15 protein-coding genes are annotated in these 18975 nt (G+C 71.5%); 12 read left to right on the forward strand and 3 right to left on the reverse strand.

The window, feature by feature from the left end:
• The first annotated feature begins 646 nt into the window (after nucleotides 1-646).
• Entirely contained in the window at nucleotides 647-1288 is a 642-nt protein-coding gene (locus tag TBIS_RS17790) for a PadR family transcriptional regulator (RefSeq protein ID WP_013133788.1), read from the forward strand.
• A gap of 13 nt (nucleotides 1289-1301) precedes the next feature.
• Nucleotides 1302-2381 carry an inositol-3-phosphate synthase gene (locus TBIS_RS17795; RefSeq protein WP_013133789.1) on the forward strand — a complete coding sequence of 360 codons (1080 nt, stop codon included), beginning with the start codon at nucleotides 1302-1304 and terminating at the stop codon, nucleotides 2379-2381.
• Nucleotides 2382-2605: 224 nt separating this feature from the next.
• Here TBIS_RS17795 and idi read toward each other — a convergent pair whose 3' ends face one another.
• On the reverse strand, nucleotides 2606-3199 hold the full coding sequence (gene idi, locus TBIS_RS17800) for an isopentenyl-diphosphate Delta-isomerase (protein ID WP_013133790.1): 594 nt from the start codon (nucleotides 3197-3199) through the stop codon (nucleotides 2606-2608).
• Between the two features lie 172 nt (nucleotides 3200-3371).
• Between idi and TBIS_RS17805 the strand changes: the two genes are divergently transcribed.
• The gene (locus TBIS_RS17805) at nucleotides 3372-4697 is read left to right on the forward strand and encodes an MFS transporter (protein ID WP_013133791.1); all 1326 of its coding nucleotides are present in this window, start codon (nucleotides 3372-3374) and stop codon (nucleotides 4695-4697) included.
• 338 nt (nucleotides 4698-5035) lie between these two features.
• On the opposite strand, the gene TBIS_RS17810 is transcribed toward TBIS_RS17805, so the two are convergent.
• Nucleotides 5036-6487: a CCA tRNA nucleotidyltransferase gene (locus tag TBIS_RS17810; RefSeq protein ID WP_013133792.1), complete on the reverse strand. Its 1452-nt coding sequence runs from the start codon at nucleotides 6485-6487 to the stop codon at nucleotides 5036-5038.
• A gap of 138 nt (nucleotides 6488-6625) precedes the next feature.
• On the opposite strand from TBIS_RS17810, the gene TBIS_RS17815 reads away from it, so the two are divergent.
• From TBIS_RS17815 to trxA, 8 genes are all read left to right on the forward strand, one after another.
• Nucleotides 6626-7189 carry an aminoacyl-tRNA deacylase gene (locus TBIS_RS17815; protein ID WP_013133793.1) on the forward strand — a complete coding sequence of 188 codons (564 nt, stop codon included), beginning with the start codon at nucleotides 6626-6628 and terminating at the stop codon, nucleotides 7187-7189.
• 12 nt (nucleotides 7190-7201) lie between these two features.
• The gene (locus tag TBIS_RS17820) at nucleotides 7202-9646 is read left to right on the forward strand and encodes a DUF6049 family protein (RefSeq protein ID WP_013133794.1); all 2445 of its coding nucleotides are present in this window, start codon (nucleotides 7202-7204) and stop codon (nucleotides 9644-9646) included.
• Nucleotides 9647-9701: 55 nt separating this feature from the next.
• A complete protein-coding gene (gene murJ / locus TBIS_RS17825) occupies nucleotides 9702-11300 on the forward strand; it encodes a murein biosynthesis integral membrane protein MurJ (protein WP_013133795.1) in 1599 nt (532 codons plus the stop codon).
• A gap of 227 nt (nucleotides 11301-11527) precedes the next feature.
• Nucleotides 11528-13018 (forward strand): protein kinase family protein, encoded by a 1491-nt coding sequence (locus tag TBIS_RS17830; protein ID WP_242384287.1) that lies wholly within the window; start codon nucleotides 11528-11530, stop codon nucleotides 13016-13018.
• A 9-nt stretch (nucleotides 13019-13027) separates the two neighbouring features.
• Nucleotides 13028-13669, forward strand: coding sequence for an RNA polymerase sigma factor SigM (gene sigM, locus TBIS_RS17835; protein ID WP_013133797.1), 642 nt, complete (start codon nucleotides 13028-13030; stop codon nucleotides 13667-13669).
• Nucleotides 13659-14552, forward strand: a complete 894-nt coding sequence (locus tag TBIS_RS17840) for an anti-sigma factor family protein (RefSeq protein WP_013133798.1) — start codon at nucleotides 13659-13661, stop codon at nucleotides 14550-14552. Before sigM ends, TBIS_RS17840 begins: the two co-directional genes overlap by 11 nt.
• A gap of 575 nt (nucleotides 14553-15127) precedes the next feature.
• Nucleotides 15128-16057: a thioredoxin-disulfide reductase gene (gene trxB / locus TBIS_RS17845; RefSeq protein ID WP_013133799.1), complete on the forward strand. Its 930-nt coding sequence runs from the start codon at nucleotides 15128-15130 to the stop codon at nucleotides 16055-16057.
• 53 nt (nucleotides 16058-16110) lie between these two features.
• A complete protein-coding gene (gene trxA, locus TBIS_RS17850) occupies nucleotides 16111-16434 on the forward strand; it encodes a thioredoxin (RefSeq protein ID WP_013133800.1) in 324 nt (107 codons plus the stop codon).
• A gap of 175 nt (nucleotides 16435-16609) precedes the next feature.
• Here trxA and TBIS_RS17855 read toward each other — a convergent pair whose 3' ends face one another.
• Entirely contained in the window at nucleotides 16610-17227 is a 618-nt protein-coding gene (locus TBIS_RS17855; protein ID WP_013133801.1) for a hypothetical protein, read from the reverse strand.
• Between the two features lie 387 nt (nucleotides 17228-17614).
• Here TBIS_RS17855 and TBIS_RS17860 point away from each other — a divergent pair, with 387 nt between their 5' ends.
• On the forward strand, nucleotides 17615-18847 hold the full coding sequence (locus TBIS_RS17860; RefSeq protein ID WP_083785302.1) for an aminotransferase-like domain-containing protein: 1233 nt from the start codon (nucleotides 17615-17617) through the stop codon (nucleotides 18845-18847).
• Nucleotides 18848-18975: the final 128 nt, after the last annotated feature.

The raw sequence follows: 18975 nt of genomic DNA on the forward strand, positions 1-18975 counted from the left end.
GACTCCCGCGACGAGCGACGGCGGCGCCCAGGGCGAGGTGATCCACCGGGGCCCGGCAGATCCTCGGGCCGGCCGGTCGGCTCCGGTCCGTAGCTGCTGTGGTTCACGGGTCCTCAACTACTGCTCTGGATTTCGTCGGCACCGGCAACGAGCCGGTCGGCGATGCTCTCCTGGTGGCGGTCACCCTGGTGAGGGGCGGTGCGAACGGGTGCGACGGGGTGAGCGAACCCACCAGGCGGTACCTATGACCACGATGGCAGACCGCTCGCGCGACGACCCCGGTTTCGCCGCAGATCCCAGCCATCTCACGGGTGCCTGCCACGTCAGGCGGCGCCGTCACCGGCGCGGGCCGGCCGACGGCCGTCCTCGCGACGGAGCGGAATGTGATCATGTTACGACGGCGCCCGAAAGGGCATGTTCTTTGAAAGCAGGGTGCACAGGTCGCGCGGCGGGAACCCCGTTTCGGTCCGTCCCCCTCGTCGCGGGCCGGCCGGGGTGCGCGCCGTACCGCTGACCACTGTGACCACATGTGCCCCAGATTACGGCTATTGGCCAATTCTTGACGGATCATTCACCATTGCACTTGAGCGGGCTCGCGACGTATCCTGCCGATGTATCGACTCGATACATCGGCTGGAGACAGGGGGTGGTTCCAGTAGCGCGCTCTCGCGGGGAACTGCTGGAGCTGGCCATCCTGGGATCGCTGCACGAAACCCCCTTGCACGGCTATGAACTGCGCAAACGCCTCAACACGCTGCTGGGGACGTTCCGCGCCTTCTCGTACGGCTCGCTCTATCCGTGCCTACGAGACCTGCTCAATCGAGGCCTCATCACCCAAGAAGAACCCCCTCCTGACACCGTCATCGGCCGGCGATCCAAGATCGTTTACAGGCTCACCGCGGAAGGAAAAGAGCGCCTGCAGGAACTGCTGGCCGAAGCCGGTCCGTCCGCATGGGATGACGAGAGCTTCGGGATCCACTTCGCGTTCTTCCGGCACACCGATGCCGACGTACGGCTGAGGATCCTCGAAGGCCGGCGCAGCCGTCTGGAGGAACGGCTCGAGCGGGTCCGCGCGGCTCTCGCCCGGACGCGGGACTGGCTGGACAGTTACACCCTCGAACTCCAGCGCCACGGGTTGGAGTCGGTCGAGCGCGAAGTGCGCTGGCTCAACGAGCTGATCGACTCCGAGCGACGCACCGCGGCCTCCCCCGAAGGGGAAGGGGCCGGCGGCCGCGGGCGACCCGTACCGGAAGACCAGGGGCAGGAACTGCCCAAGGCAGATGAGTGAAGGAGCAAGTGCTATGGGTTCGGTGCGCGTAGCCATCGTCGGGGTGGGCAACTGCGCCGCCTCTCTGGTGCAGGGCGTCCACTACTACAAGGACGCGGATCCGGACAGCCGTGTGCCGGGCCTCATGCACGTTCGGTTCGGGGACTATCACGTCGGCGACATCGAGTTCGTCGCCGCCTTCGACGTCGACGCCAAGAAGGTGGGGCGCGACCTCTCGGAGGCGATCACGGCCTCGGAGAACAACACGATCAAGATCTGCGACGTACCGCCGCTCGGGGTGACCGTCCAGCGCGGCCCGACCCTCGACGGCCTCGGCACCTACTACCGCGAGGTCATCGAGGAGTCCGACGAGGAGCCGGTGGACGTCGTCAAGGTCCTCAAGGAGACCAAGGCCGACGTGCTCGTCTCCTATCTCCCGGTGGGATCCGAGGAGGCCGACCGCTTCTACGCCCAGTGCGCGATCGACGCGAAGGTCGCGTTCGTCAACGCCCTGCCGGTCTTCATCGCGTCCGACCCGGAGTGGGCGGAGAAGTTCACCAAGGCGGGCGTGCCGATCGTCGGTGACGACATCAAGTCGCAGGTGGGCGCGACCATCACCCACCGCGTGCTGGCCAAGCTCTTCGCGGACCGCGGCGTCGAGTTGCAGCGCACCTACCAGCTCAACTTCGGCGGCAACATGGACTTCATGAACATGCTGGAGCGCTCGCGCCTCCAGTCGAAGAAGATCTCCAAGACGCAGGCGGTCACCTCGCAGATCCCGCACGAGATCTCCAAGGCCGACGTGCACATCGGCCCGTCCGACCACGTGCCGTGGCTCGACGACCGCAAGTGGGCGTACATCCGCCTGGAGGGCAAGGCGTTCGGCGACGTTCCGCTCAACCTCGAGTGCAAGCTCGAGGTCTGGGACTCGCCCAACTCCGCCGGCATCATCATCGACGCGATCCGCGCCGCGAAGATCGCCTTGGACCGCGGCATCGGCGGCCCGCTGCTCTCGCCGTCGTCGTACTTCATGAAGTCGCCGCCGGTGCAGTACTCGGACAACGAGGCGCGCGAGCTCGTCGAGAAGTTCATCCGCGGCGAGATCGAGCGCTGATCCGCCCCGGCCGGGCGCCGATACGGTGCCCCGGCCGGATGCCGGCCGTCTGACGCCGGCGACCTGACCTTGCAGTGATCTCAGACGTCGCGAACGCCCCGGTTCCGGCGCGCGCCGAGCCGGGGCGTTCGTGTCTTTCCCGGCTCTCTCCCGGCGGCCGGCGCCCCGCGCCCGTCACGCCTCCCGCGGTGAGCCGGACCCGTGCCGCGCGGGCCCGGCGGGCGTCACCGGGCGAGCGGCCGCGCCACCGGGGGAAGCCGGTCCTCGTCGGCCACCGGCCAGGCGAGCGGGTCCGGGCCGAGCGCGACGAGCAGCGGGATCTGCTCCCTCGCCCATGGGGAGATCGGCATCGCCCCGCTCAGCACCCCCTCGGCGAAGGAGCCCCACGGCAGCCACTTCACCTCCGCGACCTCGTCGGGGTTGGGCCGCGCGTCCACGGAGACCACGGCGCGGTAGACCGGGCAGATCTCGTGCTCCACGGTCCCGTTCTCCATGACCGCGCGGTACGAGAAGTCCGGCAGCAGCAGGTCCACCCGCTCAACCTGGAGCCCGAGCTCGAAGGCGAGCCGGCGGATCACCGCGGCGTGGACCGGCTCGCCGGGGAGGGGGTGCCCGCAGCAGCTGTTGGTCCACACGCCCGGCCACGTGATCTTGTGGAGGGCCCGGCGGGAGACCAGCACCCGGCCGTGCTCGTCGAAGACGTAACACGAGAACGCGAGGTGGAGCGGGGTCTCGGGGCCGTGCACCTGGGCCTTCGGAGCCGTGCCGATCGCGTTCCCCTCGCGGTCGACCAGCACGACCAGTTCTTCGTTGATCATCAATCTCAGCCTACGCGAACCGATATCTGGAATTCCAGGCGACCTAAAACCGGGGCACCGCCCGGGGCGGCGCGGCCCACCCGTAACCGGACCCCCAAGGATGCGGCCGGTCAGGGAAACGCTCAGGGATCGCCCTGATGCCCGCCCCGATCGTCCCGCGTAGGCTGTCGGCGTGAGCTTCGTCGCGGACCTGCGCACGCTCCTCCAGGGCCGGGACTTCCAGCGGCTGTACGGCACCCGCCTGGCCTCGCAGTTCTCGGACGGCCTCTTCCAGGCGGCGGTGGGGGGCTATGCGTTCTTCAGCCCGGAGCGGCAGGCGACGGCCGTGGCGATCGCCGCCGGGCTCGCCGTGCTGCTCCTGCCGTACAGCTTCCTCGGCCCCTTCGTGGGCGTGTTCATCGACCGCTGGTCGCGACGGCAGATCCTGGTCATCTCCCCGCTGCTGCGCGGGACGCTGCTGCTCATCCTCGCCGCGCTCGTCCTCAGCCACGCCCCGGACTGGCTGTTCTACGGCACCGCGCTCGCCGTGCTCGGCGTGAACCGGTTCTTCCTCGCCGCGCTCGGGGCCTCGCTCCCCCACGTGGTGCCGCCCCACCGGCTCATGGCGGCGAACGCGATCACCCCCACCTCGGGCACGGTCGCCACGTTCCTCGGCGCCGTGGCGGGGTTCCTGCTCCGCTTCGTCGCCGGGCCGGACGCCGCGGGCACCGCGGCCCTGCTCGCGCTCTCCGGGCTCACCTACGGCGCGAGCGCGGCGATCGCGAGGGCCATGGAGCGGTCCCTGCTCGGCCCCGCGTACGACCCGGCGCTGCCGCAGGCGCGGGAGGCGCTCCGCAACGTGCTCCGCGGCCTCGCCGACGGCGCCCGGCACGTCGCCCGGCGGCGGGGCGCGGCCGGGGCGCTCGGCGCGATGGCGTCCCACCGCCTGCTGTACGGCATCCTGATCGCGGAGACCTACATCCTGTACCGCTACCACTTCACCGACGACGCGGACGCCGCGCTCGGCGGGATCGCGGTGGTGGTGGCGACCTCGGGCGCCGGCTACTTCCTCGCCGTGGTGGTCACCCCCTGGGCGACCCGCCGGTTCCCCATCGAGACCTGGATCCCGCTGACGCTCGCCGCCTGCGGCGTGCTCGCCTTCGGCCTGTGCGTCACCTTCCACGAGTGGGGCTTCGCCGCCGCCGGGTTCGCCCTCGGCCTCGGCGGGCAGAGCGTGAAGATCTGCACGGACACCGTGGTGCAGCGGGACGTCGAGGACGCCTACCTCGGCCGGGTCTTCTCCATCTACGACATGCTGTTCAACGGCATGACCGTGGCCGGGGCCGCCATCGCGGCCGCGCTCCTGCCCGCCGATGGCAGGTCGGTCACCACGCTGGCGGTCGCGTCCGCCGGCTACCTGCTCGGCGCCGCGGCGTACCGGCTCCTCGTGCCCCGGGCGGACCGGCCGCCGGTGCTCGCCACCGAGGCCGTCCTCCCCCAGCGGCAGCCGCCCTCCTGATCGCCGCGATACGCCCCGGCGGCACGGCGCGCCTGAACCGGTGTACGGCCCACGCCGCCGCGGCCACCCGTATGCATCCCCGGGCCGCCGTCCCGGATGGCCCCCGCCGGCCGTGCCGCTCGCCCTCGGCCGTCCTGCACGCCCCTTACCGCATGCCCTCGGCCGGCCCCGCCGCATGATCGGCCGGCGGTGGATGACCCCGCCGGCGGCACCCGGCCGCATGACCCTCAGGCACCACCCGGCCGCACCGCCGCGCGACCACGGCCGGCCGTACCACGGCATCCCGGCCCGCGGTACGGCGTGCGCCGGCGAGAGCGCTCCGGTGGCCGCCCGGGGTCTCAGCCGCCGGAGCCGGACGGGAGCACGCCGTTGGCGCGCGCCCACTCGAGCAGCGCCTCCTTGGCGGCCTCCTTGCCGATCAGGCCCCGGTCCATCCGCAGGTCGAGCAGGAACTTGTACGCCTTCCCGACCAGCGGCCCCGGCGGGATGCCGAGGATCTCCTGGATCTCGTGGCCGTTCAGCTCGGGCCGGATCTTGGCGAGCTCCTCCTCCTTGGCGAGCCGCGCGATGCGCTCCTCGAGCTGGTCGTACGCGCGGGCGAGCGCGGCCGCCTTCCGCTTGTTCCGCGTGGTGCAGTCGGCCCGGGTGAGCTTGTGCAGCCGCTCCAGCAGGTGCCCGGCGTCCCGGACGTAGCGCCGCACCGCGCTGTCGGTCCACTCGCCCGAGCCGTAGCCGTGGAAGCGCAAGTGCAGCTCGACCAGCCGGGACACGTCGGCCACCACGTCCTTGGGGAACTTGAGCTCGGTGAGCCGCTTGCGGGCCATCTGCGCCCCGACCACCTCGTGGTGGTGGAAGGTGACCCGCCCGTCCGGCTCGAGCCGCCGCGTCTTCGGCTTGCCGATGTCGTGGAGGAGCGCCGCCCAGCGGAGCACCCGGTCCGGGCCGCCCGTCTCCTGGGCGATCGCCTGCTCGAGCACGATCAGCGTGTGCTCGTAGACGTCCTTGTGCCGGTGGTGCTCGTCGATCTCCAGCCGGAGGTTCGGCAGCTCCGGCAGGACGCGCGCGGCGAGCCCGGTGTCGACGAGCAGGGTCAGCCCGGCGCGCGGGTGCGGCGCGCAGATCAGCTTGTCCAGCTCGTCGCGGATCCGCTCCGCCGACACGATGTCGATCCGCCCGGCCATGGCCGTCATCGCCTCGACCACCTCGGGCGCGACCGTGAAGCCGAGCTGCGCCGCGAACCGGGCCGCGCGGAGCATCCGCAGCGGATCGTCGTCGAACGACTGCTCCGGGCTGCCGGGCGTGCGGAGCACCTTGGCGGCGAGGTCACCGAGCCCGCCGAAGGGGTCCACGAACACGTAGCCCGGGAGGCGCACGGCCATCGCGTTCACGGTGAAGTCCCGCCGGGACAGGTCGCCCTCGAGCGAGTCACCGAAGGAGACCTCTGGCTTGCGTGACGACGGGTCGTACGACTCGCTCCGGTAGGTGGTGATCTCGAGCAGCCTGTCGCCCTTGCGGACGCCCACGGTCCCGAACTCGATGCCGATCGTCCAGACGGCGTCCGCCCAGTCCTTGACGATCTCCAGCACCTGCTCGGGGCGCGCGCTGGTGGTCAGGTCGAGATCCTTGCCGAGGCGGCCCAGGAACACGTCGCGCACGCAGCCGCCGACCAGGGCCAGCTCGTGTCCGCGAGCCGCGAAGAGCTCGCCGAGCTCGTCGGCCACCGGGGCGATCCGCCGGAACAGCTCGTTCACGGCCCGCTGCTGTCTGTCGGTCAGATTCGATGCGGACAAGGCTGGGTAGATCCTTCAGCTACGGAGTGGTTTCTCCCCCGGCGTCACGATCTCACCCGGCTCGGCGAGACCCGCGCCCAGGGATCACCAGGCTACGGCCCGTTCGGGGAGGTTGGACGATGCAAGGAGCATATTGAGATGAAAGACGCTCTCGCGATCCACCGCTGGCTCCTCGCACACCAGATCCACCATGAGATCGTACGTCTTCCCCGTCCCTTGACGTGCTCGGACGAGCTGCCCCTGGTGCTCGGTGTGGCCCCGGAGACCTGCGTTCACGCCTCCGTCTTCGAGGTCTGGCCCCGGGACGGCCGCGGCCCGGGCGGCGCGGCCGCGGTCCCGGTGGCCGTGATCTGCGCGGTGAGCGCCGCGCTCACCTCGGCGGTGGTCGCGGCGGCCCTGCGGGCGCACCGCGCCCAACCGGCCTCCCCCTTCCAGGTGAACCTGCTGACCGACTACCCGGACCGGCTGATCTGCCCGCTGCTGCTCCCGGAGGGCCTGCCGGTGCTGGTCGACCGGCGGCTCTTCGACCGGCTCGGGCCGTACGACGTGGTGCACACCCCCACCGGTGAGCGGTTCACCGTGTTGCGGGTGCGAGCGGCGCAGCTCGCGGCCCTGTTACCGGGCCGGCGGGTGGACTTCCTCCCCCGCCACGAAACCGGGCCGGCGGCCGTGGCCGCCCAGTGCACGCGGCACAGGCCCTAGCATTCTGGGCGTGTGCCGTACCCGCCCGCCGGCTCGCTCATGATCCGTAAAGCCGTTCTGCTGACCGTGCTGGCCGCCCTGCTCGCCATGGCGGGGCTGGCCGGTACCGCTGCCGCGGCGCCGGATCGCGCGCGCAGGGCCGCGGACCCGCTCGTCCTCGGGCAGATCACCCCGGCGATCGCGCGATCCCCGTCCGCACCGATCACGATCGCCGGGACGTTCACCGGCACGTCGGCGTCCGTCCATGTGCGCCTCCACTACTCGCCGGGCCGGCCGTTCCGGCTCCGCTCCGAGATGGCGGCGTTCCTCGCCGACCGTGGCTACGTCACCACCAGGTACAGCACCAAGATCCACTTCGCCGCGGTCCAGTCGGGCAGGCTGCCCTTCCAGCTCTCGGTGACCCCCCAGGAGCTGGGCATGTCCCAGTTCGGGGTCTATCCCCTCGCCATCGAGGTGCTCGACGCGAACAGCGGGCAGCGGATCGCGATCAAACGGACGTTCCTCACCTACGCCCCGGAGGACGCGGAGATCCCCCGGATCGGCCTCGCCGTGGCGCTGCCGCTCACCGAGCGCCCGCACCGCGCCGACGACGCCACGTTCATGGACGACGAGCTGCGCGCGTCGATCACCTCCGGCCGCCTCGCGGGCCTGCTCAAGGTGGCCGGCACCGCGGCCGGGAAGCAGGCCACCTGGTTCGTCGACCCCGCGGTGCTCGACGACGTGCACGCCGTCTCGGCCGGCCGGTACACGGTGAAGACCGCCGACGGCGGCCGGCGCATGCCCGCCGACCAGGCGGCGAGCCGGTGGCTCGCCGATCTGCGCACGGCGCTCGCCGACGCCACCGTGTTCGCCCTGCCGTACGCGGATCCGGACCTGACCGCGCTCATCCACAACGGGCTGGAGGCGCCGGCCGTGGCCGCGATCCAGCGGGGCGGGGCGGTCGCGACGGAGCTGCTCGGCAAGCAGGTCCCCACCTCGATCCTCTGGCCCGCCGGTGGGCGGCTGGACCGGGACACGCTCGACGAGCTCGCCGTGTCCGGGGTGCGGACCGTGCTGCTCGACGGGGACACCCTCCCGGAGCGGCAGGCGGCCGGCCAGGAGACCGCCACCCCGGGCACCACCGCGGCCACCCCGCGCGAGCACCCCGAGCCCGCGGTCCGGATCGACACCGTGGCCGACGAGCAGGTGACCGCGCTCCTCGCCGACCCGGTCCTGAGCGGGATCCTCACCGACGACGTCTCCGGGACCGGGGACGCCGCCCTCCTCGCCCGGCAGCGGTTCCTCGCCGAGACCGCCCTGCTCGCGTCCCAGCGGCAGGAGCAGAGCCGGTCGCCGGCCGCCGGCACCAGGGCCACCGGCCGTGGCGGCACCAGGGCCGCCGGCCGCGCCACCGAGGTCCAGCTGATCGCGGCCCCGCGGAAGCGGCCGTGGACCCCGAACCCCACGGCGCTGTCCGGGCTGCTCAACGCGGCCGCCGAGGCCCCGTGGCTGCGCATGGTCCCGCTCACCGAAGCCGGCACCGGCAACGCGCCCACCGCCCGCACCGACCTGGTCTACGGCGATCAGGACCGCGGCGCCGAGCTCGGCCGCTCCTACCTCGGCACGGTCCGCCGGCTCAGCCAGCAGGCCGACGCCGTGGCGACCATCACCAAGGAGCACACGCCGCTGTTCAACGCGGCGATCCTCCGGATCACCTCGGTCGCCTGGCGGGGCGACCGCAAGCGCACCCGGTTCGCCAAGCAGCTCGACGCGGCGATCGCGAACCGCCTCGGCAAGGTCACGGTGATCGACACGCCGCGGACCATGGCCGGGACCGACGGCCAGGTGCCGGTGAGCGTCGCCAACAACCTCGACAAGGACATCACCGTCAAGATCAGGGTCACCTCGAAGGACGCCTCCCGGCTGGCGATCGACGTGCCCGGCGGGGTCTTCGAGACCGACCTGATCACCGTGCTGCCGGGCCGTACCCAGCTGGTGAACGTCCCGGTGACCGTCCCCGGCGGCGGAGGCGACGCGACCATCGGGATCCAGCTCCTCACCGCGGAGGGCAAGCGGTACGGCAAAGAGGTGCACGTCACCGTGCACGCCACCGACTACACCGGCATCGCCCTCGCCATCGTCGGGGCCGGTTCGGCGATCATGCTGGCCGCCCTCGTGCTCCGCCTGATACGGCGGCGGCGACGGCCCCCCGCGGCCGGGGAGCAGCCCGGACGGGCGCCCGGGCCCGCCCCGCAGACCCCTTCGGCGGAGCCCGCCGGCCCCTCGGCGGAGCCCGCCGGCGAGGCGGCCTCCGATCGGTCGGCGGAGCCCGGGCCGGCCGAGCGGTCCCCGCGGCCCGAGCCCGCGCGGCCGTCCGGGCCGTCCCAGGCGTCCGGGCGATCGCAGCCGTCCGGGCCGCCGGAGCCGGCGGCCCGCGCCCAGGAGCCGGCCGTACCCGCGGACCGGCCTCCGGAGTAGTCGACCCGTGGACGGCCGGGCCACCCACCCGGCCGTCAGGACGTGAAGGAAGACCATGAGCAGGATGCTGCGGGCCAGCGCGATCATGGCGGCCGGCACGATGGTCTCGCGGCTCACCGGCTTCGTCCGCACCGCGTTGCTCGCCGCCGCCGTGGGCACGCTCGCGCTCGGCGACGCGTACAACGCCGCCTACCAGATCCCCTACATCCTGTTCGACCTGCTCCTGCAGGGGGTGCTGAGCAGCGTCATCGTGCCGATGATCGTGCGGGCGCAGCAGCGCGACCCGGACGGCGGGCAGGCCTTCGAGCAGCGGCTGATGACCCTCGCCGTGGTCGGGCTCTCCGCGGTCGCCGTGGTCGGCGTGCTCCTCGCCCGCCCGATCATGGAGCTCTACACCGCGGAGAACTGGTCCGAGCACAAGATCGAGGTCGCCACGACCCTGGCGCGGTTCATGCTGCCGCAGATCGCGTTCTTCGGGGTCGGCGCCATGGCCGGGGCGATCCTCAACACCCGGGACCGGTTCGGCGCCCCCATGTGGGCGCCGGTGGTCAACAACATCGTGGTCATCGGGGTGCTCTGCGCCTACTACGCGATCGGCACCTCGGACATCGAGCGGGTCACCGACCGGGACCTCATGCTGCTCGGCATCGGCACCACGGCCGGCATCGTGGCCCAGGCGATCGTGCTGATCATCGCGCTGCACCGGGTCGGGTTCCGGTTCCGTCCCCGGTTCGACCTGCGCGGCTCCGGCCTCGGCGAGGCGGTCAAGAGCGCGGCCTGGACGTTCGCGTTCGTCGCGATCAACCAGCTCGGCTTCCTCGTCACCACCAAGCTCGCCACCGGCGCCGGTGAGCGGGCCCCGGGCGCGGGCAACAGCGCCTACGCGTACGCGTTCCAGCTCTTCCAGCTCCCGTACGGGATCATCGCGGTCTCCGTGATCACCGCGATGCTGCCCCGGATGAGCCGGCACGTGGCCGACGGCGACCTCGGCTCGGCCCGGGCGGAGTTCGCCTCGGCGGTCCGGCTGGTCTCGTCCGCGATCGTCCCGGCCGGCCTGCTCCTGCTCGTCCTCGGCCCGGCCGTGACCACGGTGATCTTCTCGTACGGCCACATGACCACCGGGAACGCGCTCTACATCGGGCACGTGCTGCAGGTCTTCGGCCTCGCCCTCGTGCCGTTCTCGATCTTCCAGCTCCTGCTGCGGGTCTTCTACAGCTTCGGCGACACCCGGACCCCGGCCGGCCTGGCCGCGATCAACGTCACGCTCAACGCGTCGCTGAGCGTGGTCGCGTACCTCACCCTGCCGCCGCGCTACATCGTGATCGGGCTCGCCTCCTCGTTCCTGATCACCTACTCGGTGGGCGGCGTGATCGCCTGGTCGCTGGCGAGCCGGAAGATCCACGGGCTGGGCGGCCAGGAGGTGCTCGCCGGGCTGTCCCGGATGTTCCTCGCCGCGATCCCGGCCGCGGCGGCCGCGCTCGGCGTGCTCTGGCTCGTCCGCGAGGTGACGGAGATCACCGTGATCACCGCGGGGATCGTGCTCGTGGCCGGCGGCGGGCTGGGCCTCCTGCTCTACGTCGCCATCGCCCACCGGATGCGGGTGCCGGAGATCAACTCCATCATTGGGCTGGTGGCGAGCCGGGTAGGACGGTAAGGGTCGGGAGAGTGAGCGGCAAGCGGCAGGTAACCCGAAAGTCCGATTCGAGCGTCTTCGATCGGGAAGGTGGGAAGCACCCGACGCACTAGCATGGATCCCCTGGGAGTGATCCATACGGACACGACCTGGGTTCGGACCGAACGGAAGCGGGAAGGCGTGGGCGGAAGCACCCGGGATCGGCTCAGGCACGCCGGTGGGCCCCGGACGGGGGCGGCCCTATGAGCATGTCCACGGTGGAGCCCGGCACCTTGCTGGCGGACCGGTTCCGCCTCGAGGACCGGGTGAGCGAGTCCGGCGGTGCCACGCTGTGGAAGGCGGTCGACGAGGTTCTCGCCCGATCGGTCGCCGTCTACACCTTCAGTCCCGAGTTTCCGCGCATCAAGGAGGTCGTCACCGCCGCGCGGCTGGCGAGCCGGGTGAGCGATCCCCGGCTCATCCAGGTGTTCGACGCCTCCGACGAGACCGAGGACGGCACGGCCTACGTGGTGAGCGAGTGGGTCACCGGGGACTCCCTGCTCGACCTGCTCCAGAGTGGACCGATTGAACCGGAGCGCGGCGCGGCCCTGGTCGGGGAGGCGGCCGAGGCGCTCGCCCACGCCTACGAGGTCGGGCTCACGCACCTCAACCTCACCCCCGACCGGCTGATCTGGACCACCGGGAACACGGTCAAGCTGATCGGGGTCGGCCTCGACGCCGCCATCTACGGGCTGAGCGCCGACGACCCCGCCGCCGAGGACGCCAAGGGGCTGGGGCGGCTGCTCTACGCGGCGCTCACCGGCCACTGGCCGGGCGAGGAGGATCACGGGCTCCCGGCCGCGCCGACCGACGACGGCAAGGTCTGCACGCCGCGGCAGGTCACCGCCGGCGTGCCCGGCTACCTCGACGCCATCACCTGCCGCGCCCTCTTCGCCGAGCCGCGGAAGGGGGAGCCGCCGCTCACCACCCCGGCGCAGGTCGCCGAGGCGCTCGCCGACGTGCCGCGCCCCCTCCCGGCTCCCCCGGTGCCCAGCACCCCGCCGGCGGTCAACCTCACCCCGGACGAGCGGAGCCGTCCGGCCCGGCCGCCGCTCGCCACGCCCCGGCAGCCGGTGATCGTGCCGCCGCCGCGGACCGGCGGAGCGCTGAGCCGCGTGCTCCTCTCGGTCATCGTGCTGCTCGTCATGGTGGCCGTGGGCGTCGGCGCGTGGACCGTGGGCAAGAACCTCGGCAACACCCCGACGGTGGTCCAGACGATCATCCAGTCCGCGTCGCCGTCCCAGAAGCTCACCGTGGTCAAGCCGGTGAGCGCGACCGGGTTCGACCCGCTCGGCGACGACAAGACGGAGAACCCCGAGTACGCCGGCCTCGCCATCGACGGCAAGCCCTCCACCGAGTGGCACACCCAGAGCTACACCAGCGCCGACCTCGGCCGGCTCAAGGAGGGCGTCGGCCTCCTCCTCGACATGGGGAAGCCGATCCGGATCGCCGACGTGACCGTGCTGCTCAGCAATTCACCCGGCGCGGACGTGGAGCTGAAGGTGGGCGACGCCGCCCAGCTCTCCTCGCTCAAGACGGTCGCCAAGGCCCGCAACGCCTCCGGGACGGTGAAGCTCACCCCGGAGAAGGAGGCCACGGGTCAGTACGTTGTGATCTGGTTTACCCGAGTTCCGCTCCACGAGGGCAAGTATCGTGGCACCATCTATGAGGTAACGGTGCATTCCCCCGAATCGGCATAGCAGGGCTACGTGAACTCCCCACCAGACAACCGAACGGCCACGTCCCGCACGCGGACGGCGCTGTCCGATGCCGACCTGCTGAACCGCCACCTCAACGGCGATCGATACGCGTTCAGCGAGCTCGTCAGGCGGCACCGGGACCGCATGTGGGCCGTGGCCCTGCGTACGCTCGGCGACCCCGACGAGGCCGCCGACGCCGTGCAGGACGCGTTCGTCTCCGCCTACCGCAAGGCGCACAGCTTCCGCGGTGAGGCGGCGGTCACCACCTGGCTCCACCGGATCGTGGTGAACGCCTGCCTCGACCGGTTGCGCCGCAAGACGGTACGGCCGGTCACCGACGACGAGCTCATGGAGGTCGCCGAACGGGAGTCCCCGGTCACCGATCAGGCCGCGGAGCGCGACATCTCCATGGAGGTCACCGGCGCCCTCAGGCTGCTCCCCGCCGAGCAGCGGGCGGCGCTGGTCCTCGTCGACATGCTGGGCTACTCGGTGGAGGACGCGGCCGCGGTGCTCGGGATCCCCGTCGGCACGGTGAAGAGCCGGTGCGCCCGCGGGCGCGCCAAACTCGTCCCGATCCTTGCGCATTTACGGAACCGTTCAGGCTTCGCTCGCGTCTCATCCGCGAAGGGAGCAGAACTTCGTGACGGGTGACACGCACTACGACCTCGAGGTTCTCGCCGAACTGGCGGAGGGCCTCCTCGATGAGGCCACGGCAGACCAGGTCCGCGAGCACCTTGCGGTCTGTGACTCCTGTGGGGAGAACCTGGCCGACCTGGCCGCGGTTCGCGAGCTCCTCGCCTCCGTCCCGGTGCCCGCCATGCCGCTGGGGGTGGCCAAGCGCATCGACCAGGCCCTCGCCGCGGAGGCGGAGCGGCTGACGCTCGGCGCGCCGTGGGAGGAGATCACGCCTGAGCCGGTTCCGGCCGATGACCGGCCCGCGCCCGCCCCGGCGGAGGCCCCCGCCGACGCCCCGGCGGAGCCGGTACGGCTCGGCGTCGTCGCCGAGGACGGCACGGTCGTCCCGGTCCAGCCGAAGAAGAGGGCCCGGTCGTCGGCGCGGAGGAGGTTCTCCGCCCGGCGCTGGGCGCTGACCGCGGCGGCCGCGGCCGCCGTCGTCATGGGCGGCACCGGGGTGACCGCCGGGCTGCTCGCCGCCGAAGGCGGCGGGTCGCCGGAGCAGACCTACGTGGCGAGTGAGCCGACCGGCACCGCAACGGCCGGGCAGCCGTCGTACACCGTCTACGCGAGCGGCCACAACTACACCAGCGAGGAGCTGAGGGGGCCGCTGCTCGGGTACTTCGGCGTCGCGCCGGGTTCCGGCACCGCGGATGACGAGAGCCTCGACACCTGCGTGCGGCGGTACGCCGAGCTGCTCGACCGGCCGCCGATCGGGGTGGACAAGGCGTTCTACAACGGCAACGAGGCCACGATCATGGCCTTCTGGGAGGATGCGTCGCTCAACGCGGTCCGGGTGGTCGTCGTCGACGCCAACTGCAAGAGCCTGCGACCGCAGAGCCTCGCAAGCTGGAAGTGACCTTCCGCCGGTCGTGACCGGCGCCTGAACGGAAGCCCTCGCGAGCCCATCGCGAGGGCTTCCCCTTGCCGGCCCGCGGGCCGGCCCTCCCCACCGTCCCCCGTGTCAGCCCCGCATGCGAGCCTCGCATGCCGGCCCTGCGCCGCCGCTGCCGAGGGAACCGCTGTCCGGGCCGGGCACCGCTGCCCGGGCCGGGCACCGCTGTCGGGCCGGGCGGCCGTTGCGCGCCAACGGCATGGGCGACCGCACGATCTTCCATTTCGTACGGTTCCCACATCGGCGCCGCATGCCGTTCCCCTATCGGCCCCGAGCCGATCCCGCATGCCGGATCTCATGTCGTGCCCCATGGCGGCTCCCGGCCGACCCATGACGGTCTCACATGCCGGCTCTTATGCCATCCCCCTGTGGCTCCTCAGCCCGCCCTCACGCCGGCCCCGGCATGTCCGATCCTCATGCCGGTCCCGCATACCGGCCCCCTGCCGGCCCCGTACGGCGGCTCCGCGCCGGACGGGAATCCACGCGGCCTAGGATCTGTTGACGCGACTGCAACCACGGCTTCGGGGAAGGCGAGATCGTTGAGCGACGTCCGTAACGTGATCATCATCGGGTCCGGGCCCGCCGGGTACACGGCGGCCCTGTACACCGCGCGCGCCGACCTCAAACCGCTCGTCTTCGAGGGATCGGTCACCGCGGGCGGCGCCCTGATGAACACCACCGAAGTGGAGAACTTTCCCGGGTTCCCCGACGGGATCATGGGCCCGGAGCTCATGGACAACATGCGCAAGCAGGCCGAGCGCTTCGGTGCCGAGCTCGTCGCGGACGACGTGGTCGAGGTGGACCTGCTCGCCGATCCCAAGGTGGTGAAGACCTACACCGCCGCCTACCACGCGAAGGCGGTCATCCTCGCCATGGGCTCGCAGTACCGGGAGCTGGGCCTGGAGAGCGAGAAGCGCCTGTCCGGCCGGGGCGTCTCCTGGTGCGCCACCTGCGACGGGTTCTTCTTCCGCGACCAGGACATCGCGGTCGTCGGCGGCGGCGACTCGGCCATGGAGGAGGCGATCTTCCTCACCCGGTTCGCCAAGTCGGTCACCGTGATCCACCGCCGGGACACCCTCCGGGCCAGCAAGATCATGCAGGACCGGGCGTTCGCCAACGAGAAGATCCGCTTCCTCTGGAACAGCCAGGTCGTCGACATCCTGGGTGAGGACCGGGTCACCGGTGTCCGGGTGCGCAACGTCCACACGGGCGAGGAGACCGAGCTGCAGGTGACCGGCGTGTTCATCGCGATCGGTCACGAGCCGCGCTCCGCACTGGTCAAGGGGCAGGTCGCGCTCGACGAGCAGGGGTACATCATCGTGGACTCGCCCACGACCCGGACCAACATCGAGGGGGTGTTCGCGGCCGGCGACGTCGTGGACCACACCTACCGGCAGGCGATCACCGCGGCCGGCACCGGCTGTGCCGCGGCGCTCGACGCGGAGCGCTGGCTCGCGGAGCGGGCCTGAGGAGCAAGGTCCCCTGATCCACCCACCCACGCGAGACGTAAGGAGAGTTCATCGTGGGCGCCATCAAGGAAGTCACCGACGCCACCTTCCAGGACGAGGTTCTCAAGAGCGATAAGCCGGTCCTCGTCGACTTCTGGGCGCCGTGGTGCGGCCCGTGCCGCCAGATCGCCCCGATCCTGGAGGAGATCGCGAACGAGTACGCCGACAAGCTCACCGTGGTCAAGATGAACATCGACGAGAACATGGAGACCCCGCGGAACTACGGCGTGCTGCAGATCCCGACGCTGAACGTCTACCGGAACGGCGAGGTCGTCCGGCAGATCATCGGCGCCAAGCCGAAGTCGATGCTGCTGCGGGAGCTCGAGGGCATCATCTGAGCCCGAGGGTTCAACGGCGCCGGCGGCGTGAGCCGTACCCGGCCGTGCGGCATCAGTGCCGAAAGCCCCCAAGCACCGCGCTGGGGGCTTTTCGCGTGTCTGAGGGCGCGCGGCTCGGCCCGGGCCGATCGAGTGCCGGACCGGACGATCGCCCTCCGGATGCAGACCGCGCGCGTCAGACCGGGCGCAGCGCGCGCTCCGGGGTCATGGAGCCGAGCAGGCGCTCCAGCGCCACCTCGACGTCCTCCCGCCAGGACAGGGCGGTCTTCAGCTCCAGCCGCAGCCGCGGGAACCGCAGGTGCGGCCGGATGGTCTTGAACCCGACCGCGAGCAGGTACTCGGCGGGCAGCACACAGGCCGGCTTCTCCCACTTCAGATCGCCGAACGCCTCGATGGCCCGCACCCCCCGGCGGGTGAGATCCTTGGCGACCCCCTGCACGAGCATGCGCCCCAGCCCGCCGCCGGAGAACTCCGGGACGATGTGGGCGGTCATCAGCAGCACCGCGTCCGAGCTCACCGGCGAGGTCGGGAACGCGACCGAACGGGGCACGTACAGCGGCGGCGCGTAGAGCACGAAACCCGCCGGCACACCGTCGACGTAGAGGATCTTGCCGCAGCTTCCCCACTCCAGGAGGGTGGCGGAGATCCACGCCTCCTTCTCCAGCGCGGGGTCGCCCGACTCCATCGCACGCTCGCCGCTGACGGGGTCGAGCTCCCAGAACACGCACCGCCTGCACCGGCGCGGCAGGTCATCCAGGTTGTCGAGCGTGACGTTGACCAGCCGACGCGACACGTGATGCCCCAATCCCCGCTCAGGAGTCTCGTCGGAAAGCGCGCGATCGCGGCGTCTCCAGCTGGCATCGTAACTCAGCGATCCCTTCCGGGCCGGGCGCCACGACGACGTATCCCGATTCGCCCTGCTGCTCCGTATCGCGACGGCATGGTCACGTGGCGTGCCCGGTCCGGCCGTGCTGGGGTTAACACCACAGAGCACTGTGGGACACATTTCATGGTCAAAGCCCAGTTGTGATCAGCGTGTCGGGTTACCGTACCCTGGAACTCTCGGCAACGTGATCGGAGGTGGACCGTGGATCACGAACTTGATCGCGGTCGTGGGAACGCTCCCCATGGGTCGCGCATCGACACGTACGTCGACCGGTACGCCGCCCGCGCCGCCGGGATGGTCGCCTCCGAGGTCCGAGCTCTCTTCGCCGTCGCGACGAGGCCCGAGGTGGTCTCGCTCGCCGGCGGCATGCCGTACGTCAGCGCGCTCCCGCTCGAGCAGGTCGGGGACCTCGTCGCCGAGCTGGTCGCCCGGCGGGGCACCGTGGCCCTGCAGTACGGCTCCGGCCAGGGCGATCCCGAGCTGCGCGAGCAGATCTGCGCGGTGATGCGGCTGGAGGGGATCGAGGCGAGCGCCGACGACGTGGTCGTCACGGTCGGGTCGCAGCAGGCCATCGACCTGATCACCCGGATCTTCATCGACCCGGGCGACGTGATCCTCGTCGAAGGCCCGTCGTACGTGGGCGCGCTCAGCACATTCGCCGCGTACCAGGCCAGGGTCGTCCATGTCGCGATGGACGACCACGGGCTCATCCCCGAGGCGCTCGCGCAGACCATCTACGCGCTCCAGGCGGCCGGCAGCCGGATCAAGTTCCTCTACACGGTCCCCACCCACCAGAACCCCACCGGGGTGACCCTGGACGAGGGACGCCGCATCCAGGTGCTGGAGATCTGCCGGCGGGCCGGGGTGCTCGTCGTCGAGGACAACCCGTACGGGCTCCTCGGCTTCGACCGCGAGCCGATGCGTGCCCTCCGCGCCGACGACCCCGAGGGCGTGGTCTACGTCGGCTCGTTCTCCAAGACCCTCGCCCCGGGCTTCCGCGTCGGGTGGGCCCTCGCCCCGCACGCCATCCGCGAGAAGCTCATCCTCGCGATGGAGTCCGCGGTCCTCTCCCACTCGACCTTCAGCCAGCTCGCCGTCGCCCAGTACCTCGCCACCCAGCCGTGGCAGGAGCAGCTCAAGGCGTTCCGCGAGCTCTACCGGGAGCGCCGCGACGCCATGCTCGACGCGCTCGAGGTGTACATGCCGCCCGGCTGCACGTGGACGCGGCCCGGCGGCGGTTTCTTCGTGTGGCTGACCCTGCCCGAAGGGCTGCACTCCAAGGCGATGCTGCCGCGGGCGATCGCCCAGCGGGTCGCCTTCGTCCCCGGCACCGGCTTCTACGCCGACGGCGGCGGCGCCCAGCACGTGCGGCTCTCGTTCTGCTACCCCGAGCCCGACCGCATCCGGGAGGGGGTGCGCCGCCTCGCCGCCGTCATCGAGCAGGAGCTGCGGATGCGGGACACCTTCGGGACCGGGTCCACCCCCGGGCGCACCGGTGTGGACACGCCAAGCCCGGATCTCGCCTGACTTCCGGTACGGCTAGCCTGTTCACGCTGGCCGTACCGGAACTCGAAGCGAGAAAGGCCCTCTCGTGAGCGAGCGAATCAGCACGTGCGTGCGCGAATGGAGTGTGTCGCGCCCTGGTGAACCCACCC

Source organism: Thermobispora bispora DSM 43833 (genome assembly GCF_000092645.1).
Lineage (GTDB): Bacteria > Actinomycetota > Actinomycetes > Streptosporangiales > Streptosporangiaceae > Thermobispora > Thermobispora bispora.